The 26,111-nt window shown below is 54.8% G+C and carries 39 protein-coding genes, 1 tRNA gene and 1 pseudogene; 39 read left to right on the forward strand and 2 right to left on the reverse strand.

What is annotated here, in order from left to right:
- Window positions 1–70: 70 nt before the first annotated feature.
- The 35 genes and pseudogenes from rpsL to rplQ all read left to right on the forward strand — a co-directional run bounded on the left by rpsL (window position 71) and on the right by rplQ (window position 19,966).
- Complete coding sequence (gene rpsL, locus PLUT_RS00925) at window positions 71–460, forward strand: 30S ribosomal protein S12 (protein ID WP_011356941.1); 390 nt, start codon at window positions 71–73, stop codon at window positions 458–460.
- A gap of 34 nt (window positions 461–494) precedes the next feature.
- Window positions 495–962, forward strand: a complete 468-nt coding sequence (rpsG, locus tag PLUT_RS00930) for a 30S ribosomal protein S7 (protein WP_011356942.1) — start codon at window positions 495–497, stop codon at window positions 960–962.
- A gap of 42 nt (window positions 963–1,004) precedes the next feature.
- Window positions 1,005–3,119: an elongation factor G gene (fusA, locus tag PLUT_RS00935; RefSeq protein WP_011356943.1), complete on the forward strand. Its 2,115-nt coding sequence runs from the start codon at window positions 1,005–1,007 to the stop codon at window positions 3,117–3,119.
- 60 nt (window positions 3,120–3,179) lie between these two features.
- Window positions 3,180–4,361 (forward strand): elongation factor Tu, encoded by a 1,182-nt coding sequence (gene tuf, locus PLUT_RS00940; RefSeq protein ID WP_011356944.1) that lies wholly within the window; start codon window positions 3,180–3,182, stop codon window positions 4,359–4,361.
- Between the two features lie 78 nt (window positions 4,362–4,439).
- A complete protein-coding gene (rpsJ, locus tag PLUT_RS00945) occupies window positions 4,440–4,751 on the forward strand; it encodes a 30S ribosomal protein S10 (RefSeq protein WP_011356945.1) in 312 nt (103 codons plus the stop codon).
- Between the two features lie 21 nt (window positions 4,752–4,772).
- A complete protein-coding gene (gene rplC / locus PLUT_RS00950) occupies window positions 4,773–5,402 on the forward strand; it encodes a 50S ribosomal protein L3 (RefSeq protein ID WP_011356946.1) in 630 nt (209 codons plus the stop codon).
- Window positions 5,403–5,421: 19 nt separating this feature from the next.
- Window positions 5,422–6,048, forward strand: a complete 627-nt coding sequence (gene rplD / locus PLUT_RS00955; protein ID WP_011356947.1) for a 50S ribosomal protein L4 — start codon at window positions 5,422–5,424, stop codon at window positions 6,046–6,048.
- Between the two features lie 31 nt (window positions 6,049–6,079).
- Window positions 6,080–6,391, forward strand: a complete 312-nt coding sequence (rplW, locus tag PLUT_RS00960; protein WP_011356948.1) for a 50S ribosomal protein L23 — start codon at window positions 6,080–6,082, stop codon at window positions 6,389–6,391.
- A 33-nt stretch (window positions 6,392–6,424) separates the two neighbouring features.
- Window positions 6,425–7,262: pseudogene (gene rplB / locus PLUT_RS00965) on the forward strand (50S ribosomal protein L2).
- A 33-nt stretch (window positions 7,263–7,295) separates the two neighbouring features.
- The gene (gene rpsS / locus PLUT_RS00970; RefSeq protein ID WP_011356949.1) at window positions 7,296–7,592 is read left to right on the forward strand and encodes a 30S ribosomal protein S19; all 297 of its coding nucleotides are present in this window, start codon (window positions 7,296–7,298) and stop codon (window positions 7,590–7,592) included.
- 33 nt (window positions 7,593–7,625) lie between these two features.
- Window positions 7,626–7,985 (forward strand): 50S ribosomal protein L22, encoded by a 360-nt coding sequence (rplV, locus tag PLUT_RS00975; protein WP_011356950.1) that lies wholly within the window; start codon window positions 7,626–7,628, stop codon window positions 7,983–7,985.
- A 17-nt stretch (window positions 7,986–8,002) separates the two neighbouring features.
- On the forward strand, window positions 8,003–8,761 hold the full coding sequence (gene rpsC, locus PLUT_RS00980) for a 30S ribosomal protein S3 (RefSeq protein WP_011356951.1): 759 nt from the start codon (window positions 8,003–8,005) through the stop codon (window positions 8,759–8,761).
- Window positions 8,762–8,805: 44 nt separating this feature from the next.
- The gene (rplP, locus tag PLUT_RS00985; protein WP_011356952.1) at window positions 8,806–9,225 is read left to right on the forward strand and encodes a 50S ribosomal protein L16; all 420 of its coding nucleotides are present in this window, start codon (window positions 8,806–8,808) and stop codon (window positions 9,223–9,225) included.
- A 30-nt stretch (window positions 9,226–9,255) separates the two neighbouring features.
- A complete protein-coding gene (gene rpmC, locus PLUT_RS00990; protein WP_011356953.1) occupies window positions 9,256–9,462 on the forward strand; it encodes a 50S ribosomal protein L29 in 207 nt (68 codons plus the stop codon).
- 47 nt (window positions 9,463–9,509) lie between these two features.
- Window positions 9,510–9,794 carry a 30S ribosomal protein S17 gene (gene rpsQ, locus PLUT_RS00995; protein WP_011356954.1) on the forward strand — a complete coding sequence of 95 codons (285 nt, stop codon included), beginning with the start codon at window positions 9,510–9,512 and terminating at the stop codon, window positions 9,792–9,794.
- A gap of 39 nt (window positions 9,795–9,833) precedes the next feature.
- Entirely contained in the window at window positions 9,834–10,202 is a 369-nt protein-coding gene (gene rplN / locus PLUT_RS01000) for a 50S ribosomal protein L14 (RefSeq protein ID WP_011356955.1), read from the forward strand.
- 10 nt (window positions 10,203–10,212) lie between these two features.
- Window positions 10,213–10,285, forward strand: a tRNA-Gly gene (locus tag PLUT_RS01005).
- Between the two features lie 34 nt (window positions 10,286–10,319).
- On the forward strand, window positions 10,320–10,562 hold the full coding sequence (rplX, locus tag PLUT_RS01010; RefSeq protein ID WP_011356956.1) for a 50S ribosomal protein L24: 243 nt from the start codon (window positions 10,320–10,322) through the stop codon (window positions 10,560–10,562).
- Between the two features lie 56 nt (window positions 10,563–10,618).
- Window positions 10,619–11,203 carry a 50S ribosomal protein L5 gene (rplE, locus tag PLUT_RS01015; protein WP_011356957.1) on the forward strand — a complete coding sequence of 195 codons (585 nt, stop codon included), beginning with the start codon at window positions 10,619–10,621 and terminating at the stop codon, window positions 11,201–11,203.
- Between the two features lie 21 nt (window positions 11,204–11,224).
- Window positions 11,225–11,494 (forward strand): 30S ribosomal protein S14, encoded by a 270-nt coding sequence (gene rpsN / locus PLUT_RS01020; protein ID WP_011356958.1) that lies wholly within the window; start codon window positions 11,225–11,227, stop codon window positions 11,492–11,494.
- 60 nt (window positions 11,495–11,554) lie between these two features.
- Complete coding sequence (rpsH, locus tag PLUT_RS01025) at window positions 11,555–11,950, forward strand: 30S ribosomal protein S8 (protein WP_011356959.1); 396 nt, start codon at window positions 11,555–11,557, stop codon at window positions 11,948–11,950.
- Window positions 11,951–11,978: 28 nt separating this feature from the next.
- The gene (rplF, locus tag PLUT_RS01030) at window positions 11,979–12,518 is read left to right on the forward strand and encodes a 50S ribosomal protein L6 (RefSeq protein ID WP_011356960.1); all 540 of its coding nucleotides are present in this window, start codon (window positions 11,979–11,981) and stop codon (window positions 12,516–12,518) included.
- A gap of 47 nt (window positions 12,519–12,565) precedes the next feature.
- The gene (rplR, locus tag PLUT_RS01035) at window positions 12,566–12,925 is read left to right on the forward strand and encodes a 50S ribosomal protein L18 (RefSeq protein WP_011356961.1); all 360 of its coding nucleotides are present in this window, start codon (window positions 12,566–12,568) and stop codon (window positions 12,923–12,925) included.
- Between the two features lie 21 nt (window positions 12,926–12,946).
- Window positions 12,947–13,462: a 30S ribosomal protein S5 gene (rpsE, locus tag PLUT_RS01040; protein ID WP_011356962.1), complete on the forward strand. Its 516-nt coding sequence runs from the start codon at window positions 12,947–12,949 to the stop codon at window positions 13,460–13,462.
- Between the two features lie 17 nt (window positions 13,463–13,479).
- Complete coding sequence (rpmD, locus tag PLUT_RS01045; protein ID WP_011356963.1) at window positions 13,480–13,665, forward strand: 50S ribosomal protein L30; 186 nt, start codon at window positions 13,480–13,482, stop codon at window positions 13,663–13,665.
- Window positions 13,666–13,699: 34 nt separating this feature from the next.
- The gene (gene rplO / locus PLUT_RS01050) at window positions 13,700–14,254 is read left to right on the forward strand and encodes a 50S ribosomal protein L15 (RefSeq protein WP_011356964.1); all 555 of its coding nucleotides are present in this window, start codon (window positions 13,700–13,702) and stop codon (window positions 14,252–14,254) included.
- 18 nt (window positions 14,255–14,272) lie between these two features.
- The gene (secY, locus tag PLUT_RS01055) at window positions 14,273–15,604 is read left to right on the forward strand and encodes a preprotein translocase subunit SecY (RefSeq protein ID WP_011356965.1); all 1,332 of its coding nucleotides are present in this window, start codon (window positions 14,273–14,275) and stop codon (window positions 15,602–15,604) included.
- A 14-nt stretch (window positions 15,605–15,618) separates the two neighbouring features.
- A complete protein-coding gene (map, locus tag PLUT_RS01060; RefSeq protein WP_011356966.1) occupies window positions 15,619–16,404 on the forward strand; it encodes a type I methionyl aminopeptidase in 786 nt (261 codons plus the stop codon).
- Window positions 16,405–16,446: 42 nt separating this feature from the next.
- On the forward strand, window positions 16,447–16,665 hold the full coding sequence (gene infA / locus PLUT_RS01065; protein ID WP_006366573.1) for a translation initiation factor IF-1: 219 nt from the start codon (window positions 16,447–16,449) through the stop codon (window positions 16,663–16,665).
- 111 nt (window positions 16,666–16,776) lie between these two features.
- Entirely contained in the window at window positions 16,777–16,893 is a 117-nt protein-coding gene (gene rpmJ / locus PLUT_RS01070) for a 50S ribosomal protein L36 (RefSeq protein WP_011889520.1), read from the forward strand.
- 37 nt (window positions 16,894–16,930) lie between these two features.
- On the forward strand, window positions 16,931–17,308 hold the full coding sequence (gene rpsM / locus PLUT_RS01075) for a 30S ribosomal protein S13 (protein WP_011356967.1): 378 nt from the start codon (window positions 16,931–16,933) through the stop codon (window positions 17,306–17,308).
- Between the two features lie 47 nt (window positions 17,309–17,355).
- Window positions 17,356–17,739: a 30S ribosomal protein S11 gene (gene rpsK, locus PLUT_RS01080; protein ID WP_011356968.1), complete on the forward strand. Its 384-nt coding sequence runs from the start codon at window positions 17,356–17,358 to the stop codon at window positions 17,737–17,739.
- A 37-nt stretch (window positions 17,740–17,776) separates the two neighbouring features.
- Window positions 17,777–18,388, forward strand: a complete 612-nt coding sequence (gene rpsD / locus PLUT_RS01085; protein WP_011356969.1) for a 30S ribosomal protein S4 — start codon at window positions 17,777–17,779, stop codon at window positions 18,386–18,388.
- 28 nt (window positions 18,389–18,416) lie between these two features.
- A complete protein-coding gene (locus PLUT_RS01090; protein WP_011356970.1) occupies window positions 18,417–19,403 on the forward strand; it encodes a DNA-directed RNA polymerase subunit alpha in 987 nt (328 codons plus the stop codon).
- Window positions 19,404–19,447: 44 nt separating this feature from the next.
- The gene (rplQ, locus tag PLUT_RS01095) at window positions 19,448–19,966 is read left to right on the forward strand and encodes a 50S ribosomal protein L17 (RefSeq protein WP_011356971.1); all 519 of its coding nucleotides are present in this window, start codon (window positions 19,448–19,450) and stop codon (window positions 19,964–19,966) included.
- Between the two features lie 60 nt (window positions 19,967–20,026).
- On the opposite strand, the gene rsmG is transcribed toward rplQ, so the two are convergent.
- On the reverse strand, window positions 20,027–20,692 hold the full coding sequence (gene rsmG, locus PLUT_RS01100; protein ID WP_041463973.1) for a 16S rRNA (guanine(527)-N(7))-methyltransferase RsmG: 666 nt from the start codon (window positions 20,690–20,692) through the stop codon (window positions 20,027–20,029).
- 324 nt (window positions 20,693–21,016) lie between these two features.
- Here rsmG and PLUT_RS01105 point away from each other — a divergent pair, with 324 nt between their 5' ends.
- Window positions 21,017–22,099: a mannose-1-phosphate guanylyltransferase gene (locus PLUT_RS01105; RefSeq protein WP_275245738.1), complete on the forward strand. Its 1,083-nt coding sequence runs from the start codon at window positions 21,017–21,019 to the stop codon at window positions 22,097–22,099.
- Between the two features lie 12 nt (window positions 22,100–22,111).
- Here PLUT_RS01105 and cysS read toward each other — a convergent pair whose 3' ends face one another.
- On the reverse strand, window positions 22,112–23,563 hold the full coding sequence (cysS, locus tag PLUT_RS01110; RefSeq protein WP_011356974.1) for a cysteine--tRNA ligase: 1,452 nt from the start codon (window positions 23,561–23,563) through the stop codon (window positions 22,112–22,114).
- 155 nt (window positions 23,564–23,718) lie between these two features.
- On the opposite strand from cysS, the gene yihA reads away from it, so the two are divergent.
- The 3 genes from yihA (at window position 23,719) to PLUT_RS01125 (ending at window position 26,083) form a co-directional block, all read left to right on the forward strand.
- Window positions 23,719–24,342, forward strand: a complete 624-nt coding sequence (yihA, locus tag PLUT_RS01115) for a ribosome biogenesis GTP-binding protein YihA/YsxC (protein ID WP_011356975.1) — start codon at window positions 23,719–23,721, stop codon at window positions 24,340–24,342.
- A gap of 100 nt (window positions 24,343–24,442) precedes the next feature.
- Entirely contained in the window at window positions 24,443–25,747 is a 1,305-nt protein-coding gene (locus tag PLUT_RS01120; RefSeq protein WP_011356976.1) for an adenylosuccinate synthase, read from the forward strand.
- A gap of 24 nt (window positions 25,748–25,771) precedes the next feature.
- The gene (locus PLUT_RS01125) at window positions 25,772–26,083 is read left to right on the forward strand and encodes an MTH1187 family thiamine-binding protein (protein WP_011356977.1); all 312 of its coding nucleotides are present in this window, start codon (window positions 25,772–25,774) and stop codon (window positions 26,081–26,083) included.
- The last annotated feature ends 28 nt before the right edge of the window (window positions 26,084–26,111 follow it).

Below are 26,111 nucleotides of genomic sequence, written 5' to 3' on the forward strand. Positions count from 1 at the left end.
TGGTCCTTATGGATTTTTATGCCAGGCAACAGTATCATTAGCGGTTTTTAAATAGAAAGAGAGTCACAGTATGCCGACGATTCAGCAGCTTATCAGGCACGGAAGAAGTGTGAAAGTGTCAAAAACAGCCTCACCGGCGCTTGAGAAATGCCCGCAGAAGCGGGGTGTGTGCACCCGTGTGTACACGACGACGCCGAAAAAGCCTAACTCGGCGCTGCGCAAGGTTGCCCGTGTAAGGCTCTCGAATAAAATTGAAGTGACAGCCTATATCCCCGGCGAGGGCCATAACCTTCAGGAGCATTCCATTGTCCTGATTCGTGGTGGCAGGGTGAAGGATCTTCCCGGTGTCCGCTATCATATCGTTCGCGGTACGCTCGATACCTCGGGTGTTTCGGATAGGAAGCAGAGTCGTTCGAAGTACGGCGCCAAACAGCCGAAAGCTGTCGCAGCGAAGAAGTAAGGGATACAATCGAATCTAAATCCAGTTAGGAATCATGTCGAAAAAAGGTGGCTATAAAGGTGTGCAGGTCGATCACCGTTACAATGACGAGAGTGTCGCGCGCTTCATCAATGCAGTGATGCTTGATGGCAAGAAGGATGTTGCAACCAAGATCGTCTACGACGCGTTCGCAATCATCGGCGAGAAAATGGTCGACGAGAATCCGCTTGAAGTTTACCGTCGTGCGATGTCCAACATTGCTCCGGTAGTCGAGGTTCGCAGCAAGCGGGTCGGTGGCGCAACATACCAGATCCCGATGGAAGTCAAGCCTTCACGCAGGGGGGCTCTTGCGTTCCGCTGGCTGAAGCAGTATGCAACCAAGCGCGGCGGCCGTTCGATGGCCGAGAAGCTGGCTGCAGAGCTTATGGATGCAGCTTCCGAGCAGGGTGCATCGGTGAAGAAGCGCGATGAGGTCCACCGTATGGCCGACGCCAACAAGGCATTCGCACATTTCAGGTTCTGAGGACAGTTCTTACGACAGGTATCAATAGACTAAATTTTTGTTATGACCAGGCAGGTTGCATTAGACAAGGTTCGCAATATCGGCATCATGGCCCACATCGATGCCGGCAAGACCACGACTACCGAGCGGATCCTTTACTATACGGGGCGTCTGCACCGTATGGGCGAGGTGCATGATGGCGGCGCGACGATGGACTGGATGGATCAGGAGAAAGAGCGCGGCATCACGATCACCTCTGCGGCGACCACCTGTTTCTGGGCTCCCAAGTTCGGCAACTACGAGGGTGAGAAGCACCGCATCAATATTATCGATACCCCGGGCCACGTCGACTTCACGGTTGAGGTTGAGCGCTCGCTCCGCGTTCTTGATGGCGCAGTTGCGCTGTTCTGCGCGGTCGGCGGCGTCGAGCCCCAGTCCGAGACGGTCTGGCGTCAGGCCAACAAGTACGGTGTTCCGAGGGTTGCTTATGTCAATAAGATGGATCGCACCGGCGCCGACTTCTTTGATACCGTAAAATCCATCAAGGAGCGTCTCAGCGCCAACCCTGTACCGATCCAGATCCCGATTGGTGAAGGCGAGATCTTTGCCGGATTCGTCGATCTTATCCGTATGAAGGGCATCATCTACGACAAAGAAGACGGCAGCACCTATGAAGAGGTTGCAATCCCTCATGATCTCGAGAACGAAGCCCGCACCTGGCGCATCAACATGCTCGAAGCAGTGTCCGAGGTTGACGAAAGCCTGCTTGAAAAATATCTGAACGGCGAGGACATCACCGAGATGGAGATCCGCAAGGTGCTCCGCCAGGCGACCCTCAAAGTCTCCATCATTCCGGTCCTCTGCGGCTCGTCCTTCAAAAACAAGGGCGTGCAGTTCATGCTCGATGCCGTGGTCGACTACCTTGCCTCTCCGCTTGATGACGGTGAGGTCGAAGGGCACCACCCCCGTACCGAAGAGCCGGTTGTGCGTCATCCGAACGACGATGAGCCGTTTGCCGGCCTCGCCTTCAAGATCGCAACCGATCCGTTCGTCGGCAAGCTGACCTTCTTCCGTGTCTACTCCGGCACCCTGAAGGCGGGAAGCTATGTCCTGAATTCAATTACAGGAAAGAAGGAGCGCATCGGCCGTGTGCTGCAGATGCACTCCAACAAGCGCGAGGATATTGATTGCGTCTACGCAGGCGACATCGCTGCCGCTGTAGGACTGAAAGAGGTCCGCACCGGCGACACGCTCTGCGACGAAAACAATCCGGTTGTCCTTGAAAAGATGGTTTTCCCTGAGCCGGTTATCCAGATCGCCATTGAGCCGAAGACCAAGGCAGACTCCGACAAGCTTGGCATGTCGCTGGCAAAGCTCGCTGAGGAAGATCCTACCTTCCGCGTGAAGACCGATGATGAAACAGGCCAGACGCTGATTGCAGGAATGGGTGAACTCCACCTTGAGATCCTGGTTGACAGGTTGAAGCGCGAGTTCAAGGTCGAGGCCAACGTCGGACAGCCGCAGGTCGCATACCGCGAGACCATCCGCGCGAAAGTTGATTTTGAAGGTAAATTCGTCCGTCAGTCGGGCGGTAAAGGCCAGTTTGGTCTCGTCAATCTTACCGTAGAGCCTCTTGAGGAGGGTAAGGGTTATGAGTTCGTCGATGCCGTCAAGGGCGGCGTGATTCCCCGCGAGTACATCCCGGCAGTCAACGCCGGTATCCAGCAGGCGATGAAAGACGGCGTCGTTGCCGGTTACCCGATGCAGGATATCAAGGTTACCCTCTACGACGGTAAGTACCATGATGTCGACTCCTCGGAAATGGCGTTCAAGATTGCCGGTTCCATCGGTTTCAAGGGCGGCGCAAGAAAAGCTTCGCCGGTCCTGCTCGAGCCGATCATGAAGGTTGAGGTAGTTACACCTGAAGAGTACCTGGGCGACGTGATGGGTGACCTTTCAAGCCGCCGCGGACATATTGAGGGCATGGGTCAGAGGGCCGGTGCGCAGTTTGTTCATGCAAAGGTTCCGCTCTCTGCAATGTTCGGGTACTCGACCGACCTTCGTTCAATGACTCAGGGACGTGCCAACTACTCGATGGAGTTCGAGAGCTACCGTGAAGTCCCGAAGAACATCGCCGATGCGCTGCAGGACAAGAGGGTTACCAAGGACGATTATTAAGAGCAGGAAATAAGTTTCAACTACTACAATCAACAAATAGAATAAGACCGGAGATACGTTATGGCAAAAGAGTCCTACAAGAGGGATAAACCCCATGTCAATATCGGTACCATTGGCCACGTTGATCATGGAAAGACCACGCTGACCGCAGCAATCACCTCGGTTCTTTCGAAGAAAGGTTTTGCAGAGTCCCGTGCATTCGGCGACATCGACAAAGCTCCTGAAGAGCGCGAGCGCGGTATCACCATTTCCACCGCCCACGTCGAGTACCAGACCGAAAAGCGCCACTATGCGCACATCGACTGTCCCGGCCACGCTGACTATATCAAGAACATGATCACCGGTGCTGCCCAGATGGACGGCGCGATCCTCGTGGTTGCCGGTACTGACGGCCCGATGCCCCAGACCCGCGAGCACATCCTTCTTGCCCGTCAGGTGAACGTGCCTGCGCTTGTCGTGTTCCTCAACAAGGTCGACATCGCTGACCCCGAACTCCTCGAGCTCGTCGAGATGGAGCTTCGTGAGCTCCTCACCGAGTACGGCTTCCCCGGAGATGACATCCCGATCATCAAGGGTTCCGCCCTCAAGGCACTCGAAGGCGATCCGGAAGGCGAGAAAGCTATCCTTGAGCTTATGGACGCAGTCGATAACTACATCCCCGAGCCTGTCCGCGACGTAGACAAACCGTTCCTGATGCCTGTCGAAGATGTGTTCTCTATTTCCGGCCGTGGTACCGTCGGTACCGGCAGGATCGAGCGTGGCCGCATCAAAATCAACGAAGAGGTAGAGATCGTCGGTATCAAGGACACCCGCAAGTCGGTCGTTACCGGCATCGAGATGTTCCAGAAGCTTCTTGACGAAGGTCAGGCTGGTGACAATGCCGGTCTTCTGCTCCGCGGTGTGGACAAAACCGAACTCGAGCGCGGTATGGTTATTGCCAAGCCCGGCACCATCAAGCCGCACACCAAGTTCAAGGCTGAGGTCTACATCCTGAAAAAAGAGGAAGGCGGCCGTCACACCCCGTTCTTCACCAACTACCGCCCGCAGTTCTACTTCCGTACCACAGATGTTACCGGTGCGGTGACTCTTCCTGAGGGTGTTGAGATGGTTATGCCCGGCGACAACCTTTCTGTTGATGTCGAGCTCATCGCTCCTATCGCCATGGACGAAGGCCTCCGCTTCGCTATCCGCGAAGGCGGCCGTACGGTCGGCGCAGGTTCGGTAACCAAGATCAGCGAATAAGGCAGTTTGTATGGCGTCCCGGGGCGGGATGAAAAACCCCCGCCCCTTTTTATTGATAACACGAAACAGGGTTGACAAGTGGCTGTACAGCAAAAGATAAGGATCAAGCTCAAGTCCTACGACCATAGCCTGGTTGACAAATGGGCTTTAAGGATTATTGATGTGGTCAAACAGACTGATGCCATCATCTTTGGTCCCATACCGCTGCCGACGAAATCGCATGTGTATACCGTAAACCGGTCTCCCCATGTCGACAAAAAGTCCAGGGAGCAGTTCTCGTTCGCATCCCACAAGAGGCTGATCGAGATCATCAACCCGACTTCCAGAACCATTGATATGCTTATGAAGCTTGAGCTTCCGAGCGGTGTAGATGTAGAAATCAAGTCTTAAAGAATTAGAAAAGCTATTGATATGGGTGCGATTCTTGGAAAGAAAATCGGCATGACCCGTTTATATAATGATAAACGCGAAGCTGTGCCCTGCACAATCATCCAGGCAGGACCGTGCTTCGTGACGCAGGTCAAGAACGCGGAGAAGGATGGCTACGATGCGGTTCAGATTGGTATCGGAGAGAGGAAAGAGCATAAAGTGACCAAGCCGATGCTCGGCCATTACAAGAAGGCGGGGGTTACCCCCGGCTACATGATGGCAGAGTTTGATGCATCCATGTTCGATGTCGAGCTCGCTGCAGGAAGCCCCGTCAGTGTCGAGTCCTTCAAGGAAGGCGAGATCGTCAACGTTCTCGGCGTTTCGAAGGGCAAGGGATTCGCCGGTGTCGTGAAGCGCCACAACTTTGGCGGCGGCTCACGGACCCACGGCCAGTCCGATAGGCTCCGCGCACCGGGTTCGGTCGGCGGATCAAGCGATCCATCCCGCACCTTCAAGGGTACCAGGATGGGCGGCCGCATGGGCAGCGACAACGTCACCGTCAGGAACCTCCAGGTCGTGAAGATCATGGCTGAGTCGAACCTGATCATGGTGAAGGGTTCTGTCCCCGGACCGAAAAACTCCTATGTCAAGATTGTATCTATAAAAAAGTAAATGCTGAGAGCGCGAAGCTATGGAACTTAAAGTCTTAAATACTGCCGGTGCTGAAACCGGGGAAGTGGTTACGCTCCGTGACGATATATTCGGCGCTGAAGTATCCGAGCATGCGATCTGGCTCGACGTCAAGTCGATCCTCGCGAACAAAAGGCAGGGTACGCATAAGTCGAAGACCCGCGCAGAAGTACGGGGCGGCGGACGCAAGCCCTATCGCCAGAAGGGAACCGGCAACGCCCGTCAGGGATCGACCCGTTCTCCCCTGATGATCGGCGGCGGTACTATTTTCGGCCCTACCCCTCATGGCTATGACCAGAAGGTCAACCGCAAGGTCAAGCAGCTTGCACGCCGTTCAGCCTTCAGCGCCAAGGCGCAGGAAGGCAGGATCCTCATCGTCGAGGACTTCGCTCTCGCAGAGATCAAGACGAAGCCGGTTGCCGACATGCTGAGGAATCTGGGGCTTGATGCAAAGAAGATCCTTATGCTGACCCCGGACTACAACATGGTCATCGCACGTTCGGGCCGCAACATCGAGGCGCTCAACATCATGACTGCCGAGAAGGCTTCGACCTACGACATTCTCAACAGCCATACCGTGCTGTTCCAGAAGACCGCATTGAAGAAATTAGAAGAGACTTTAGGGTAACCGCTGTTTCCAGCAAAAAGGAGTGAAGAGAATGAAAAACCCGTTGTTGCGCCCCTGGCTGACCGAGAAAAGCACCGGGCTCACCGAGCAGAAAGGGCAGTATGTTTTCCAGGTCAAGCTGGATGCCGATAAGATTGATATCAGGATGGCGGTAGAGGAGAAGTTTGGCGTGGAGGTCAAGAGCGTCCGCACGGTGAACTGCCTTGGAAAGTCCCGTCGCCAGTACACCCGCAAAGGGCTCATCGCCGGCAAGAAGAACGACTGGAAAAAGGCGATCGTAACCCTTCGCGAGGGCCAGTCGATTGATTATTACTCCGGAGCGGCTCCGAAGGGCGAAGGATAGAATTTACTTTTAAAGGATAGATCATAATTCACAATGGCTATTAGGAAATTAGCGCCGGTCACGCCTGGGTCACGCTTCATGTCGTACCCGGCATTCGATGAAATCACCAAGAGCGAGCCGGAAAAGAGCCTGCTTGTCCCCCTCAAGAAATCGGGTGGACGCAACGCAGCTGGTCGTAAGACTTCACGCCATCGCGGCGGCGGACATAAGCGCCACTACAGGATCATCGATTTCAAGCGCAACAAGGACGGCATCCCCGCTACCGTTGCATCGATCGAATACGACCCGAACCGCTCATCACGAATTGCATTATTGCATTACAATGACGGAGAAAAGCGTTATATTCTCGCCCCGAAGGGTCTTGGTGTTGGTGATGTAATCGAGAGCGGAGAGAAGGTTGAAATCAGGGCAGGCAATACCATGCCCCTGAAGAACATCCCTCTCGGCACCGACATACACAATATTGAGATGCGTGCGGAAAAGGTGGACAGATCGTCCGTTCGGCTGGCGCTTTGCAGTGCTCGCCGCCCGTGAAGGCGACTATGTCACCCTGAAGCTGCCTTCCGGCGAAATCCGCAAGGTCCGTGTTGAATGTCGTGCTACCATCGGTGTAGTTGGCAATGCTGACCACGAGAATCTTGTTCTCGGCAAGGCAGGCAGAAGCCGCTGGCTCGGCATCCGTCCTCAGACCAGAGGTATGGCCATGAACCCGGTCGACCATCCGATGGGCGGCGGTGAAGGTAGGTCGAAGTCAGGCGGCGGACGCAAGCACCCGAAGTCCCCGTGGGGCCAGCTTGCCAAGGGTCTGAAGACCAGGAACAAGAAGAAAGCATCACAGAAACTGATCGTGCGCGGCAGGAATGCCAAATAAACGATAGAGGAAAAAACTTCAAGCAGAGAAACAATGCCAAGATCACTTAAGAAGGGCCCGTTCATCGATATTAAGCTGGAAAAGCGGATCCTTGACATGAACAGCAGAAGTGAAAAAAAGGTCCTGAAGACCTGGTCGAGGAGCACGATGATCTCCCCTGACTTCGTCGGCCACACGATTGCTGTCCATAACGGCAAAACCCATGTTCCTGTCTATGTCAGTGACAACATGGTCGGTCACAAGCTTGGAGAGTTTGCCCCGACAAGGACCTTTCGCGGCCATGCAGGTGGCAAGGCTGAAAAGGGCGGTTCGGCTCCGAAGAGAAAATAAACAGCATTAACGCGAAAGGGTAAAGACACCATCATGCAAGCTAAAGCAATTTTACGGCATACGCCGACATCGCCAAGGAAAATGCGTCTGGTTGCGGGCCTCGTCCGCGGCAAGGCCGTTGATCAGGCAAAGGCCATCCTGCTGAACTCAACGAAGGCGGCATCGCGCAACGCGCTCCAGACCCTGAAGTCTGCAGTGGCCAACTACGCGCAGCTCAACCCTGACGAACGCGTTGGCGATCAGGAGCTTTTCGTCAAGTCGGTGTTCGTCGATGAAGGCGCCACGCTGAAGAGAATGCTTCCCGCTCCGATGGGACGCGCATATAGGGTCCGCAAGCGGTCAAACCACTTGACCATCATTGTGGACAAGGTCAAGAATCCAGAAACTAAATAACTTAGAAGGAGAGAACATTGGGTCAGAAAGTCAATCCTACTGGATTCAGGCTCGGCATCATCAAGGACTGGACTTCGCGTTGGTATGATGACAGTCCTGTGATCTCAGGGAAGATCAAGGAGGACCATGTCATACGCAATTACGTGCAGACCCGTCTGAAGCGTGAGAAAGCCGGCATTGCCCGCATCATCATCGAGCGTACGACAAAGCATATCAAGATCAATATCTACGCTGCCCGCCCGGGCGCCGTCGTTGGACGCAAGGGTGAGGAGATCAACAACCTTTCACAGGAACTCGGTCGCATCACCGGCAAAGAGGTGAAGATCGATGTCGTGGAGGTTGTGAAGCCTGAAATCGAATCACAGCTGATCGGTGAAAGCATCGCCTACCAGCTTGAGAACCGCGTGTCGTTCCGTCGTGCCATGAAGATGGCGATCCAGCAGGCTATGCGCGCAGGCGCAGAAGGTGTCAGGATCCGTTGTGCAGGCCGTCTCGGCGGTGCTGAAATCGCCCGTGCAGAGCAGTATAAAGAGGGTAAGATTCCGCTCCACACGATCCGTGCCAACGTTGACTATGCAAGCGTCACCGCCCACACCATCGCCGGCACCATCGGCATCAAGGTCTGGGTCTATAAAGGCGAAGTCCTGAACCAGCGCATCGACGCCATTGAAGAGGAAGAGATGAAGAGGATCAAGGAGCGCCGCAGCGATTCAGGTCCGCGTTCACGCAATGATCGCAGCCAGAAGCGCCGTCGCCGTCCCAATGACAGGGGCTGAACGAACCAGTACAACACAATTAGAAAACAGATGGAGTTGCCGGTATGTTAATGCCAAAGAGAGTTAAATACAGAAAGACGCAGCGCGGCCGCATGAAAGGCAATGCCGGACGGGGAACATCCGTTGCTTTCGGTTCGTTTGGCCTGAAAGCCATTGAGCCGGCATGGATCACCAGCCGTCAGATTGAGGCAGCCCGTGTGGCAATGAACCGGTACATGAAGCGAGACGGAAAGATCTGGATCAGGATTTTCCCCGACAAGCCGGTTTCCAAGAAAGCAGCTGAAACCCGCATGGGTTCGGGTAAAGGTTCTCCCGAGTTCTGGGTGGCCGTCGTAAAGCCCGGCAGAATCATGTTCGAGGCAGACGGCGTGCCGATGGAGGTCGCCACCGAGGCGTTCCGCCTTGCCGCCAAGAAGCTTCCGATCAAGACCCGTTTCATCGTCCGTCCTGACTACGAAGCATAAAGAGAATCATCAAGCAAGAGCGTCAATACTATGAAAAAGCACGAAATAGCGGCAATGAACGAGAAAGAGCTTGTGGAGCGGATTGCCGAGCTTGAGGATCGACTCGCCGACATCAATTTCTACAAGGTCATCGAACAGCCGCAGAATCCTATGGTTTTCCGCAACTCCCGCAGGGAGATTGCCCGTATGAAAACCCGTCTTCATCAGCTGCAGGCGGCAGAGCCCCTGAAGGGCTGAGCAGGGCAACATAAAAATAACAGTTTACTTACATGGGAGAGAAGAACATGGCCAGCAGCTCAACAGAAGGGCAGGCAGCAGCAAGAGGCAGGAAAAAGAGCTGGACCGGAAAGGTCGTTAGCGACAGCATGGACAAGGCCATCATCGTTGCCGTAGAGCGCAGGGTGCAGCATCCTGTCTACAAGAAGTATTTCAAGAAGACCACCAGGCTCATGGCACACGACGAAAAGAATGAAGCCGGAATGGGCGATCTTGTCAAAGTCGTAGAGTGCCGCCCGCTGAGCAAGCGCAAGAGCTGCCGTCTGGTTGAAATCGTCGAGAAGGCGAAGTAAGAGACTCTTATCCATACACTTATTAAAGTTTGATACAGGATGATCCAGAAAGAAACCAATCTGGTTGTAGCAGATAACAGCGGGGCGAAAAAAGTACGCTGCATTCATGTGTTCGGCGGAACAGGAAGAAGGTACGCTTCCCTCGGTGACCAGGTCATCGTTTCGGTGAAGGCTGCCGTTCCGGGCGGGGTCGTCAAGAAAAAAGAGGTTTGCAAGGCCGTGGTTGTCCGCTGCGTCAAAGAGCAGCGCCGCAAGGACGGATCCTACATCCGCTTCGACGAGAATGCTGTTGTACTCCTCAACGCACAGGGCGAGCCGAGGGGAACCCGTATTTTCGGACCCGTAGCCAGAGAGCTCCGCGACCGGCGGTATATGAAAATCGTTTCACTTGCGCCCGAAGTACTCTAGAGCGCAGCAGGCGGGAGTAACTCAGTTGGTAGAGTCACAGCCTTCCAAGCTGTTGGTCGCGAGTTCGAGTCTCGTCTCCCGCTCATGATTCATGAATAATTACCATACTAGCATACAATGAAAACAGGTCTGAAAAGAGTCAAGCTGCACGTGAAGAAGAACGACATGGTCGTCGTCCTCAGCGGCAATGACAGGGGCAAAAGCGGAAAGGTACTGCGGGTTTATCCTGTCAAGAACCGTGTGATCATCGAGGGTGTGAACATCCGCAAGCGCCATATGCGCCCGACTCAGAGCAATCCCCAGGGATCGATCATCGAGCGTGAGTTTCCGATCCATGCATCCAATGTGAAGAAGAGCTGAGAATATCAACCAAAGACGGGATGACCAAGACCATCCCGGTAAAACAACATCCGTAAATGGCCCAGAAAACAGAGACGGCAATCCCTTCTAACTCGAAGGCACGCTTCGAAACCCTCTACAGGGAAAAAGTCACCAAAGCGCTCTCCGAGCGTTTCGGCTACAAGAATGTCATGAACATTCCGAGGCTCCAGAAAATCTCCATCAATATCGGCGTCGGTGAGGCCGCTTCCGAGCCGAAGCTTCTTGAGACTGCGATACAGGAACTTGCACAGATCACCGGCCAGAAGCCCCAGATCCGCAAATCGAAGAAGGCAATTTCAAACTTCAAACTGCGCGAGGGACAGGCCATCGGATGCCGCGTCACCCTCCGTCGCAAGGCCATGTACGAATTCTTTGACCGCTTTGTCAGCCTGGCCGTGCCGAGGATCCGCGACTTCCGTGGTCTCAGCGACACCAGCTTTGATGGCCGCGGCAACTACACCATCGGTGTCCGCGAGCAGATAATCTTCCCGGAAATCGACATAGACAAGATTCCGAAGATCTGCGGCATGGATATCAGCTTCGTCACTTCGGCGAAGACCGATGAGGAGGCTTATGTGCTGCTCGCCGAGCTTGGCATGCCGTTTAAAAAGAAGAATTAACCATACAACCAGGGAAGAGAGATGGCCAAGAAAAGCGTAATTGCACGAAACGAGAAGAGGAAGAGGCTGGTGGAACAGTATGCCGCCAAGCGTGAGGAACTGCTGAAAGCAGGCGACTATGAGGCCCTGCGCAAGCTTCCCCGCGACAGCTCAGCCACCAGGGTTCGCAACCGTTGCGTGCTGACCGGCCGTGGCCGCGGCGTCTACGAGAAGTTCGGGCTCTGCCGCCACATGTTCCGCAAGTTAGCGCTTGAGGGGAAAATCCCCGGTGTAAAGAAGGCCAGCTGGTAATACCGGCGGCTTACCATAAAAAAAGGTATTTGTCCATTTTCGAAAGTAACCAACTTTGTCATGCCTGTAACGGACTCCATTGCAGATTATATCACCCGTATCAGAAATGCGGGACGAGCAAAAAACAAAACGACCGATATCCCGTATTCCAAGCTCAGGGAGAACATCTCGCAATTGCTCCAGGATAAAGGGTACATTAAGAACTTCACGGTCATCACCACAGAGAAGTTTCCTTTCATCCGCATCGAGCTGAAGTACACCGCTTCAGGTGAGCCGTCCATCAAGGAGATCACCAGGGTAAGCCGTCCCGGACGGCGTACCTACGAGGGCAAGGATATCAAGAAATATCTCGGCGGTCTCGGTCTCTACATCCTCTCGTCATCGAAGGGTGTGATTACCGACAAAGAGGCCAGAGAGCAGGGCGTCGGTGGCGAGATCCTGTTCCGTATCTATTAATCCACAAGCCGGAAAGCAAGAGAATATCATGTCAAGAATAGGAAAAATGCCCATTGCCATCGGCAACGAGGCGAAGATCGAGGTCAAGGGCGGTATCATTACGGTCACTGGCCCCAAGGGCGTCCTCGACCAGCCGATGGTCGAAGAAGTGAGGATTGTTGAAGAGGATGGCAAGGTGCTGGTCCAGCGCATCAATGACAGCAAACGGGCCCGCGCTATGCATGGTCTTTACCGCATGCTTGTCAGCAACATGATTCAGGGTGTCACCACCGGGTTCACCAGGAAACTGGAGATCGCCGGCGTTGGTTTCCGTGCTGAGATGAAGAGCGACCTGCTCGCCCTCACGCTCGGTTACTCGCACATGATCTATTTCAAGGCTCCGGAAGGCATTAAGATGGAGACCCCCGATCAGGTTACGGTGCTCATCAGCGGCATCGACAAGGCTCTCGTCGGACAGGTTGCCGCCAAGATCCGCTCATTCCGCAAGCCCGAACCTTACCGTGGAAAGGGCATCAAGTACGAAGGCGAGATCATCCGCCGCAAGGAAGGCAAGGCAGCAGGCAAGTAAGTCCTGCCGGCTAAACAGCGAATTAACATATACAACGGTTCAAAAGCATGAGCAAGATCGACAAGGCCTCACGGAGGCAGAAAATCAAGGACAGAAGCAGGTTCTCGGTCGCAGGGACCCAGGAAAAGCCCAGACTTTGCGTTTACAGGAGCCTTTCCCAGATTTACGCCCAGCTTATCGACGACAGCGGAAAGAAGACCATCATGGCCGTCTCCAGCATGTCGAAAGAGAACAAGGAGCTGAAAGGCTCAAAGACGGAAGTCTGCCACAGGGTTGGAAAGCAGATTGCCGAAAAGGCTCTTGCCAATGGAATCACCAACGTAGTATTTGACAGGAACGGGTTCCGCTATCATGGCAGGATCAAGGCATTGGCCGATGGTGCGCGGGAAGCAGGACTGATCTTTTAAACATCTCAATGAGAACGATAAATGGCGAAAACAGCTAAAGGTATCAGGCCGGGCGAATTGAATCTGAAGGAGAAACTTGTCCACATCAACAGGACCGCAAAGGTCGTGAAGGGTGGAAAGCGGTTCGGCTTCAATGCGATTGTCGTTGTCGGCGATAAAGAAGGTCATGTCGGTTACGGCCTCGGCAAAGCTAACGAAGTACAGGACGCGATTGCAAAGGGCGTCGAAGACGGCAAGAAAAATGTCGTGAAGGTGCCGATCATCAAGGGAACCATTCCCCACCAGATCGTCGCAAAATACGGTTCGGCAAAAGTGCTTATGAAGCCGGCGACTCCGGGTACAGGGCTGATCGCAGGCGGCGCCGTCAGGGCAGTGCTGGAAATGGCCGGTGTCCGTGATGTGCTCACCAAGTCACTCGGATCCTCCAATCCCCACAACGTGGTGAAAGCAGCGATCCTTGGACTCAAGAGCATCTCTGATGCCAATGATGTTGCCGAGAGACGGTCCAAGAGCCTCAAAGAGGTATTTGAAAGCTAAAATCTGTGAATGCGATCATGAGCGATAAAAAATTGAAAATCACCCAGGTGCGCAGCATCATCGGTGGAACGAAAAAACAGAAAGCCACCATTCAGGCGCTTGGGCTCGGCAGGCCGCATTACACGGTCGAGCGGAAGGACAATCCCTGCACCAGGGGCCAGATTCGTGTCGTCCAGCACCTCGTGAAGGTCGAGGAAGTCTGAGATTTTTACTAATAGTAAGTCGGGAATTGAAATCATGGATTTAAGTTCACTTCGTCCTGCAAAAGGCGCGGTAAAAAATAAAAAGCGGGTCGGCCGCGGCCAGGGTTCCGGAAACGGCACCACTGCCGGCAAAGGCAACAAGGGCCAGCAGGCAAGAAGCGGCTACAAGAGGCCGATTAACGAGGGTGGTCAGATTCCTGTCTACCGCAGGCTTCCTAAGTTCGGCTTCACCCCTATCGACAGAAAGTCGGTCACAACGGTGAACCTTTCCCAGATCACCCGCTGGATCGAGCAGGGCCTTATTGAAAATGAGCTCGGCGTCATCGAACTCAAGGTGCTCTGCCACGCTTCCAATGCCGATTATTTCAAGGTTCTCGGCAACGGAGAGATCACTGCTGCAGTTAAAATAACTGCTCACGGGTTCAGCAAGTCGGCTGAGGCGAAAATCACTGCTGCCGGCGGCGAGGCTGTCACTGCCGTCCGTACCCTTGAGGAAGCGGCTCGCGTCAGGGATCTTGCGGTTGAAGAGGCCCTCCTGAAACCGAAAACCAAACTGGTCAAGAGAGTCAAGAAAAACCAAAAGCCCTGACAGCATTAAAGGACTCTTATGAAGCTCACTGAAAGCATAAGGAACATCAACAAAATCCCTGAACTCCGTCAGAGGATCCTTTATACGCTTCTCCTGCTGTTCATCTACAGGCTTGGTTCCCATATCACCATACCGGGTGTCGATGCGTCCGCCGTAGCGGGCGCATCGTCGTCCCATGCCAACGACCTTTTCGGCCTGTTCGATCTGTTCGTCGGCGGAGCTTTTGCCAGAGCATCGATTTTCTCGCTCGGCATCATGCCCTACATTTCCGCATCGATCATCATTCAGCTGCTCGGCGCAGTCACCCCTTATTTTCAGAAGCTCCAGCAGGAGGGCGAAGAGGGCCGCCAGAAGATCAACCAGATGACCCGGCTTGGAACCATCTTCATCGCTGCACTCCAGGCATGGGGCGTGAGCGTCAGTCTATCGAGCCCATCCTCGTTCGGCCATTCCGTAGTGCCTGATCCCGGATTTTTCTTTTCCCTCAGTGCCGTCATCATCCTGACCGCCTCCACTGTTTTCGTGATGTGGCTCGGCGAGCGCATTACCGAACAGGGCATCGGCAACGGCATCTCGCTCATCATCATGATCGGCATTCTGGCCGGGTTCCCTGCATCCCTCGTCAACGAGTACCGTTCACTCTCGCTCGGCAGCAAGAACTGGATCATCGAGATCATCATTCTCGCCATGATGGTGGCCATCGTAGCATTTGTCGTCCTTCTGACAGTCGGCACCCGCCGCGTCCCCGTCCAACATGCCAAGAGGGTGGTTGGCCGTAAAGTATATGGTGGAGGCACCCAGTACATCCCGATGCGCATCAATACCGCCGGCGTCATGCCGATCATTTTTGCACAGTCCATCATGTTCCTGCCAAGCACTTTCCTTTCGTTCTTCCCTGACAGTGAGGCCATGCAGTCGGTCGCTTCAATATTTGCCTATGACTCATGGTGGTATGCACTCATGTTCGGCACCATGATCGTTTTCTTTACCTATTTCTATACGGCCATCGCCTTCAACCCGAAGGAGGTCGCAGATACCATGCGCCGCCAGGGCGGCTTTATTCCGGGTGTCCGGCCCGGCAAGAGCACGGCGGACTTCATCGACAATATCCTGACACGCATCACCCTTCCCGGCGCTGTCTCGCTTGCACTCATCGCGGTGCTGCCGACGTTCCTTACGAAGTTTGCCAATGTTACCCCCGGATTTGCTCAGTTCTTCGGCGGAACAAGCCTGCTCATCATCGTCGGTGTCGGTCTGGATACCCTGCAGCAGGTAGAAAGCCATCTGCTCATGCGCCACTATGACGGATTCATGAAAGCCGGCAAGACCCGCGGCCGCCAGGCACGCTAAAGGATGACGCAGGAATGATCACCATAAAAAGCGAACGTGAAATCGAGTTGATGCGGGAGTCCGGCGCTATCGTCGCAAGGACGCTTGATATGCTTGAGACCGAGATTCGGGCTGGAATGACCACCAAGATGCTTGACGAAATGGCCGAGGAGTTCATCCGGAGCCAGGACGCTGTTCCAAGCTTTCTGCACTACGCGCCGAAAGGTGACCCGGACGCCACACCCTACCCGGCAACGCTCTGCGTTTCCATCAATGAAGAGGTGGTGCACGGCATTCCGAGCCCGAAACGTGTCATCAAAGAGGGTGATATTGTCTCAGTCGACTGCGGTGCCCTGAAGGGCGGATATCACGGCGATTCAGCACGCACATTCATTATTGGAGATGTTTCCGACGAGGTACGCCAGCTTGTTGATGAGACAAGGGAGTCGCTCATGTGCGGCATCCGGATGGCTGTTGCGGGCAATCGCCTGCACGACATTTCCTCCGCCGTTGAGCAGCATGCCCGCTCTTTCGGTTACAGCGTTATTGAAAATATGGTCGGTCACGGCATCGGCAGCGAACTGCATGAAGATCCCGCAGTTCCTAATTACGGCCGCCCGAACACCGGTGTCACGCTGCGCGAGGGGATGACGCTCGCCATCGAGCCCATGATCGCACTCGGGCGATCGCGCCGAGCGGTTTCCAGGCGGGGCGGATGGGTTGCAGTCACTGAAGACGGCAGGCCGTCGGCACATTTTGAACACACGATCGTAGTGCGGAAGGGAGCGGCAGAGATTCTGACCGGTTCATTTCTCCCGTAACAGCGCTACGGCAACACACTAGAGCACAAAGGAGCTATTACTGTGGCCAAGGAAGAAGCAATTGAGATTGAAGGCGTGATTCTTGAGGCGCTGCCTAATGCGCAGTTCAAGGTCAAGCTTGAAAACAGCCTTGAAGTGCTCGCGCACGTATCTGGCAAAATCCGGATGCATTACATCAGGATTCTGCCCGGAGACAAGGTAAAGGTGCAGATTTCGCCCTATGACATCAGCAAAGGGCGCATCACTTACAGGTACAAATAAATGCATTATTTGGACCTGGTGTTGTTGATTATTTGATCTTTATTCGTTACATTACATGCCTTTTCAGATTTTGCATTTTCGTTGATTTAATTCTTGCATGTGGGGTCTACTATGAAAGTATATTCGTCTATCAAAAAACGCTGTGAGCACTGCCGCATCATCAAGCGCAAAGGCAAAAGGTTTGTCATCTGCAAAGTGAATCCGAGCCACAAGCAGCGCCAGGGTTGATCTTCTGCGTACAATCAATAGAACTTTACAAGATAATATGAGGATAGCTGGGGTAAATCTGCCGTTAAACAAGCATGCGGTCATTGCACTGACTCATGTCTATGGCATTGGGAACACAACTGCAAAGACCATTCTGAAAAGAGCCGGCATTGCACCTGACAGAAAGATTTCGGACCTGAACGATGCCGAGGCGCATGCGATCAGGGAACTCGTTGCCGAAGAGTACAAGGTCGAGGGTCAGGCCCGTGGTGAGCAGCAGCTCGCCATCAAGCGCCTGATGGATATCGGCTGCTATCGTGGCCTCCGCCATCGCCGTTCACTGCCTGTCCGCGGACAGAACACGCAGACCAACGCCAGAACCAGAAAAGGTAAGCGCAAGACGGTTGCCGGCAAGAAGAAGGCGGCCAGGAAGTAACAGGATACAAGGAACTACAAACTTCGAGATTAAAGCGTTTATAACTCATGGCTACAGTCAGCAGGAAAAAGAAGAAGGTTAAGGTCACTCCAGAGGGCGTCGTGCACATCAAGGCGTCGTTCAACAATATCATGGTGACCATCACCGACGTGCAGGGCAATACCGTCTCCTGGTCGAGCGCCGGCAAGAACGGCTTCAGGGGATCGAAGAAAAACACTCCCTACGCCTCGCAGGTTACCTCCGAGGGTGCCGCCAAGGAAGCTTACGACCTCGGCATGCGCCATGTCGACGTCTTCATCAAGGGGCCCGGTGCCGGACGCGATGCTGCCATCCGTGCACTGCAGGGTGCAGGTCTCGAGGTTCGCTCGATCAAGGACATCACTCCGCTGCCGCACAACGGCTGCCGCCCCCCGAAGCGCAGAAGGGTCTGATATTTCACATTCATAGAATTTCAATGAAGCAATTGATATGGCACGATTCAGAGGTTCAATAACTAAAGTATCCCGCAGGCTTGGCGTCGCGCTTTCGCCGAAAGCCGAGAAATACCTTGAAAGACGCCCGTTCGCTCCCGGCCAGCATGGTCAGGGCCGCAGGGGAAAAATCTCCGAATATGCACTGCAGCTTCGTGAGAAGCAGAAGATGAAGTATCTCTACGGCATCCTCGAAAAGCAGTTCAGGAACTACTATAAGAAGGCAGTATCCCAGAGGGGCGTCACTGGTGACAACCTCGTCAAACTGATTGAGCGCCGTCTTGACAATGTCGTCTTCCGCGCAGGGTTTGCCCCTTCGCGTGCCGGTGCTCGCCAGCTGGTTTCGCACAGCCATCTTCTTGTCAACGGCAGGAAGGTAAACATTCCTTCTTTCCTTGTCTCTCCCGGCGACCTTATCGAGTTCCGCCAGAAGAGCAGAAATATGGATGCTGTGACCGATGCCCTGAACAGGGCTCCAGATGCAAGGATTCCTGCCTGGATCCAGGTCGACAAGGCGAACCAGAAAGCCGTCTTCCTCAGCGTCCCTGAGCGTGTTGATATTCAGGAACCCTATAACGAGCAGTTGGTCGTTGAGTTGTATTCGAAGTGACTTTAATGAATTCTAAGGTATAATGACTATGATATACCAGATGCAGATGCCTGCTAAAATAGAGGTTGACGAGGCTACCCATACTGACCAGTACGGCCGTTTCATTGCCCAGCCGCTCGAGCGCGGTTATGGAGTAACGCTCGGCAACATGATGAGACGTGTGCTTCTTGCCTCCCTTCCCGGGACTGCGATCACCGGAATCAAGGTGGATGGTGTATTCCATGAGTTTTCTTCGATAGAAGGGGTCCGCGAAGATGTTCCGGAAATCGTGCTCAACCTGAAGAAGGTCCGATTCAAGTCAACCTGCAAGAGAAGCTGCAAGACCACGCTCAGCATCGTCGGCCCGAAAGACTTCACCGCCGGTGACATCGTTGCGCAGGAAGGTGAGTTCGAGGTGCTGAACAAGGATCTTTACATCGCTACCGTGAACGAAGGATCCACGCTGAACATCGATGTCTACATCGGACGCGGACGCGGCTACACTCCTGCTGAAGAGAGCCGTCCTGACAGCATGCCGATCGGTTACATCGCAATTGATGCGATCTATACCCCGATCCGCAATGTGAAGTTCGCCGTTGAGAACACCCGTGTGGGACAGCGGACCGATTACGAGAAAATGGTGCTTGATGTCGAGACTGACGGCTCCATCACTCCCGATGACTCCATCAGCCTTGCTGGCCGGATCATCAATGAGCATGTGACCTTCTTCGCCAACTTCTCGCCGACCGAGGAGGAGTTCACCGAGGAGGAGTACAAGCAGCAGGATGACGAGTTCGAGACCATGCGCCGTCTCTTGAACACCAAGATCGAGGATCTCGATCTTTCTGTTCGTTCGCACAACTGCCTCCGCCTTGCAGAGATCGACACCATCGGTGACCTGGTTTCACGGAAGGAGGACGAGCTTCTCAACTACAAGAACTTCGGCAAGAAGTCGCTGACTGAACTGAAGGAACAGCTGGAGAAGTTCGAACTCAAGTTCGGCATGGACATCACCCGCTACCAGATGAAGGGATAATACAGTTAACCGTTTTTAAGAATTTTTGAGATCAGGAACCAGTCATGCGTAAAGTCAAGCCGGCAAGAAAACTCGGAAGAACCGCTGCCCACAGGAGAGCGACGCTCAGCAGCCTGTCGACTCAGCTGATCCTCCACAAGCGCATTGAGACCACGGAGGCGAAGGCCAAGGAGACCCGTAAAGTCGTAGAGAAGATCATCACCAAGGCCCTCAAGGGTACCGTGCACGCACAGCGTGAAATCTTCAAGGACATCCGCGACAAAGAGGCCATCAAGACCCTTTTCGGAGAGGTTGTGGCCAAGGTCGGAGACCGTCCGGGCGGTTATACCCGCATCATCAAGCTCTGCCCCCGTTTCGGCGATGCAGCGAAGATGGCGGTGATCGAGCTTGTTGACTTTGCTGAGGCGCCTGTCGCCGCACCGAAGGCCGCAAAGCAGGATCGTGCCAAGCGTGTAAAGGGATCAAAGAAGGTCACCGGTGACGTCGCACCTGCTGTAGCTCCTGTACCATCAGCTCCGGCTGAGACCCAGGAAGAGGCGAAGGCTCCCGAGTCCGCAGAGTAAGCTGAACGGCAGGGTTCTCCTGCAGCAGTATAGTATTGATGGTCATTGTTGCCCGGCAGATTACTGTCTGGCGGCAATGACTATCTGCTTTTCGGAGAAAAAGGGACTGATGTCGTCTATGGGATGCAGTTCCACGCTCGAAGGGAAGCCATCGGTTTCCGCTCCCTCCCTCAGTGCTTCGGCAATTTCCTTTTTCAGGTTTCCCCCTTTCAGGCATGCCAGCATGCCACCCTTTTTCAGGAGCGGACGCGCGTAGCGTGCAAGGTCTGCGAGCGGCGCTACCTGGCGGCTGAGCACGGTGTCGAATGCAAGCCCTTTGAGTTCCTCGACACGGGAGTGCAGGGCGGTGGCGTTCTTGAGTCCGAGCGCAGTGATCATGCCTTGGCATGCCGTTATCTTTTTACCTGTGGCATCGACCAGAAGAAAATCGGTTTTCGGGAAGGCAATGGCCAGAGGAATGCCTGGCAGTCCGCCGCCGGTTCCAAGGTCAAGCACCTTTTCGCCTTCGGTGAACGGGTGGTGCAGGCTGATGAGGAGCGAATGAAAAACGTGCTTGAGGATAACCGGGGCGTCCTCCTTCCTGCTGATGAGGTTGATTTTCATATTCCACTCTCCGAGCAGTTCTCCGTAGTACACAAGCTTGTCGATCTGCGCAGGGTCCAGCGCGATGCCCTGGGAGGCACACAGTGATTCAAGCATTTGCCTGGCCTCGGAATCGTGATCCATGATCGGGGTATTGATAGGTGAACGGAGTGCATGGGAAGCCTTTGGCTTCATGGTAAAGTAAGGGTTTGTGCTGATTTTTCAACCTGTTTCCGCCCTGCCCTGCTACTCTTTGACCATTCATGCCCGCTCTGACTCCGACATCCAGTATACATCGCGGTAGAAAATCCCGACACAGTAAAGGATAACGGATTTTGATTGCCGTAAGCGAGTAATGCAGTACCTTTCGGTAAAGGGTCGCTCCCCCCGGCCGCAACATGCAACCTTACAAGCACACGGCGGTTCATCATGGGGAAATCGATTGAAAGCGGAGTGTACTCACTCATCATGGCCGGGGGAACTGAACGGGAGCTGTGGCCGATGTCCCGATCAGGCATGCTAAAACCTTTTCTTGACCTGTTCGGTGACGGGCCCATGATACAGAACACCATTCGCCGTGCTGCCCGTATTGCCAGGATGGAGCATGTTCTGGTCGTTACCGATGGGCGGGGCCGTGACATGCTTCTGGCGTCGGGTGTCATCATCGATCCTGAAAACATCATTGTTGAGCCGTATGCGAGGGGTACGGCCACCTGTATCGCTCTTGGTGCTGCCCATGTAAGGAAGCGGGATCCTGACGGAGTGCTGGTCGTCATGCCATCCGATCATGTCATCCTTGATGAAGATGCGTTTCAGGGCATACTGCATGCGGCTATCGGCGAAGCAAGGAGGATGGAATCGCTTGTCACCATCGGTATCAGGCCGAAATCACCTGAGATCGTCTACGGCTACATTCAGGCTGGAGAGGTTCTGGAGCGGCCGGATGCAGGCGATGAAGGAAAGGGGGTCACGCTGTACCGCGTAAGGATATTTGCCGAAAAGCCGGATCTGGCGACCGCCATCCGATTTCTCGAGAGCCGTGATTTCTACTGGAACAGCGGCATTTTCGCCGCCGATGTCGAAACGCTCTTCGAAGCTTATCGCCGCTGTCTCCCCGACCTCTACCGCGACATGCTCAGCGTCCACGATGCCATCGGAACAAGAAAAGAAGAGCTGGTGGTCTCCGCACTGTACTCATGGAGTCATCCGGCATCCATTGATATGGCCATCATGGAAAAAACCGGGGATATTGTGCTTCTGACGGGGGAGTTTGGATGGCATGATCCCGGGAGTTGGGACGAAGTTGCGGCGCTCATCACAGAGCGGACGGTGTTTTCTGGAGAGGTCGGCGTGCCGGGTGTTGTCGCTGTCGGGGCGGAGAACAATTTCGTAATAAAGCCCGGAGGCAAGGTGGTTGCTGTTGTCGGGGCGAGTGAACTCATCATCATCGATACTCCCGACGCTCTTCTGGTATGCGGTCGCGAGGCATCGTACCGGGTCGGAGAGGCGGTGCACCTGCTGCGGCGGGAGGGGTTCGAGGAGCACCTTTAGGGTGCGGGCTTCTCAGTGACGGGTTTTCGACCAGGATGCCCCTTCGCGGGTGTCCTTGATTTCGATGCCGGCCGCAAGCAGGTGATCGCGGATAAGGTCGCTTGTTGCAAAATCCTTATTTTTTCTTGCTTCACTGCGCAGCTCCATGAGGACTCCCATCACCTCGTCAAGAGTTTCCGCACTCCGGCCTCCGTCGTGCATTCCCCCCTCAGCGTCCTCCGTCATGATTCCGAGAACGGTGACAGCTGCTGTGCTGAAGAGTTCCCTGGCTGCTTCGAGCGAGGAGGCATTGAGGCCGTCCGGCCGGTCAAGCGCCGTATTCAGTGCCTTTGAGAAATCGAACAGCGCGGCAATGGCCACCGGAGTGTTGAAATCATCGTCCATCGCTTCGCGGAAGCGCAGGCTGAATGGTGCGGCATCAAGCAATCCTGTGCCGGGAGTTGCCTCAATGAGGCGCTGGCGGGTTTCACGCAGCTTCTGGAGCCCGGCCGTTGAGCCTGCGACCGCCGTATCGGAATAGTCCAGCGGCGAACGGTAGTGCGATTGGAGAATGAAGAACCGGACTGCAAGCGGATCGACGGTTTTGAAGATTTCTTTCAGGTTGACGGCATTCTTCAGTGATTTGCCCATTTTCGTGCCGTTCACTGTCACCATGTTGTTGTGCATCCAGTACCGGACGTAGGGCTTTTCGTTCGCCGCCTCCGACTGGGCGATTTCGCATTCGTGGTGGGGAAAGCGGTTTTCCATGCCGCCGCCGTGGATGTCTATGGTGTCGCCGAGGTACTTCATCGACATCGCCGAGCACTCAAGGTGCCATCCGGGGTAGCCCATGCCCCAGGGGGAATCCCACTGCATGAGGTGTCCCTCCTCTGCCTTTTTCCAGAGTGCGAAGTCAGATGGGTTATGCTTTTCGCTGCGTACTCCGACCCTGGCTCCCGACTGCACTGCATCAAGGTCGGTGCGCCCGGACAGCTTGCCGTATCCCGGGAAACTCTCGACGGAGAAGTAGACATTTCCGTTGACCTCGTATGCATGGCCGCGTTTTACGAGCTTGTCGACGAGTGCAATCTGTTCGGGGATGTGGCCGGTTGCCAGAGGGGAGATGTTCGGGCGGAGCACTCCGAGCCGGTCCATGTCATCCAGGAAGCTTCTTGTATAGAACTGGGCGATCTCCATCGGATCGGTTTTCTCGAGCCTTGCCTGTCGGGCGATCTTGTCTTCTCCCTCGTCCGCATCATCCGACAGATGGCCGACATCGGTGATGTTCTGCACGTACTTCACCCGGTAGCCGCTCTCCCGCAGCCAACGTACGACTACGTCGAAGGAGACGTAGCTCTTGGCATGGCCGAGATGGGCGTGTCCGTAAACCGTGGGGCCGCAGACGTAGATGCCGACAACACCGGGATGCAGGGGTTCGAACAGCTGTTTCTCCCGTCCGAGAGAGTTGAATATGACGAGCGGCATATGGTGTTGTGGTTAAGTGGCTTGCGGGCTCCCTGAAGATGGCAGTGCTAGGGCAAAAACCTCGTGAAAGTTAAACATTTGGGTTTTTATCCCAAGGTTTTTAGCTTCTTTTTTAACTGGGACTTCCCGCCTGTTCCCTGCTTCCCACTTGCTGTATGAAGATTATCAACGCTGCATTCATTCGAAGCGTTTCTGCACTCCAGGACCTTCCTGATGAGCGTGTCCCTGAAATCGTGTTTGCCGGCCGCTCCAATGTCGGCAAATCCTCGCTTCTCAATTCTCTGACGGGGCGCAAGGGGCTTGCCAAAACCAGTTCCACGCCGGGAAAGACCCGGCTGCTCAACTACTTTCTTATCAACGATGACCTCTACTTCGTCGACATTCCCGGCTACGGTTATGCGGCGGTGAGCCATACCGAAAAAGACGCATGGGGCCGTCTGCTTGCAGGCTATGTGGGCGGGCGCCAGGCCATCGCGCTGGTGGTGCTTCTGCTCGATTCACGCCATCCCGCCATGGAGTCGGACCGTGAGATGATGGAGTTCCTTGCCTACCACGACCGTCCTTACGGCATCGTGCTCACCAAGGACGACAAGCTTACCCAGAAAGAACGGGCGAAAGCGAAACGGGTGACGGCAAGCTGCGCCCTCAATGCAGAATTCATTGTGAGTTATTCGTCAATATCCGGCAAGGGGAAAAAGGAGCTTCTGGCTCATTTCGACCACTATCTTTCAGGTGAAAGCTCTGGAGCGGGTTCTGACTCTGCTGTCACAGTAACATAAGCGTGCACTGGAATGAAGGCTTCAAAAAAAAGCAATAATTTTGGTACCTTGACAGGTTGTTGTTCCAGTGAGCCCCTACATCCCGTAAATACCCATCGTTGTGGAATCAAAACCATTCACCCTTCCTTCGCAGTCGGCAACCGTCCTCATCGGCACCCAGTTCGGTGACGAGGGCAAAGGCAAGCTTGTCGATTACCTCTCAGACCAGTATGACATCGTCGTCCGCTACCAGGGCGGCGCCAATGCGGGCCACACCATCTGTTTCGACGGCAAGAGCGTCGTCCTCCACCTTATTCCCTCCGGCATCTTCAATGAAAAGTGTGTCTGCGTCATCGGCAACGGCGTGGTGATCGATCCCGTGGCTCTGCTTGAGGAGATCGCCAAGGTCGAAGAGCTCGGTTACACCGTGAAGGGGCGGCTGTTCATCAGCCACAACGCACACCTCATCATGCCATACCACAAGCGGCTCGATGCGCTGCATGAGAGCGCACAGGGCGGCCAGAAGATCGGCACCACCGGCCGCGGCATCGGCCCGAGCTATGAAGACAAGTTCGCCCGCAAAGGCATCCGGGTTGTCGACCTGCTCAGCCCGGGACTCCTGCAGGAGAAGCTCCGCGAGAACCTGGCTGAAAAGAACAAATTGTTCCGCAACATCTATGAGGGCGATGAGATCGATGTAGAGTCAATGGTCCGCGAGTATGAGGAGTTCGACAAACTCATGGATCCTTACATCACAAATACCCAGCTCTATCTGAACCGCCAGCTCCGCCAGGGTAAGACGGTGCTCCTCGAAGGGGCTCAGGGCTGCCTGCTTGACGTAGACCACGGCACCTACCCCTATGTCACATCCTCCAGTCCGACCTCCGGTGGCGCATGCACCGGTTCGGGCATCGCCCCCAATCATATCGGCAAAGTCATCGGCGTCTGCAAGGCCTACATGACGAGAGTCGGCAACGGCGCTTTCCCGACCGAGCTGAATGACGCTACCGGCGAAATGCTCGGCCGTGTAGGCCATGAGTTTGGCGCCACGACCGGAAGGAAGCGGCGATGCGGCTGGATTGATCTGGTCGCCATGCGCTATTCGGTCGCCGTCAACGGCATCACCGAACTGGCCCTCACCAAGCTCGACGTACTTGACGGGTTCGAGGAGATCAAGGTCTGCAACTCCTATATGCTCAACGGCAAAGAGATCCGCGATTTCCCGACCGACCACCAGACCCTCTCAGCGGTGCAGCCGGTCTATACCACACTCAAAGGATGGATGGCATCGAACGCAGCCGCACGTACCTTTGAGGGCATGTGTCCGGAGGCCCGCGAATACGTGGCGTTCCTCGAGCGCGAACTCGAGGTGCCGGTGACCTTCATTTCCGTAGGCCCCGGTCGTGAAGAGACCGTATTCAGGTAAACCCAGATAACAGGATCGCGCAGCATGGCACTCATGGATATCGCCGTCATCCGGCTCGACCAGAAAGACGGCAGCCACAGCGCATTCGTAGCCGGTCTGCAGGAGCTGCTTGCTGACAGCGGCTGCAGCTACCGGCTGCATGATATGGGTACGACCGTGGAGGGTCCGGCGGCTATGCTGTTCCGTCTGGCCGAACAGCTCCACGAGTACTCCTTCACCCGAGGCGGCAAGCGGGTTTATACTGTCATGAGGATCGACGACCGGCGTGACCGTGCGGTCCGTCTCGGAGAGAAGACCGCCTCCGTCAAGGCGAAAATAGCCCCCCGCGCGGAGTAGGGGGATTGGCTAAAAAATTTTATCTTAA

Source organism: Pelodictyon luteolum DSM 273 (assembly GCF_000012485.1).
GTDB lineage: Bacteria > Bacteroidota > Chlorobiia > Chlorobiales > Chlorobiaceae > Chlorobium > Chlorobium luteolum.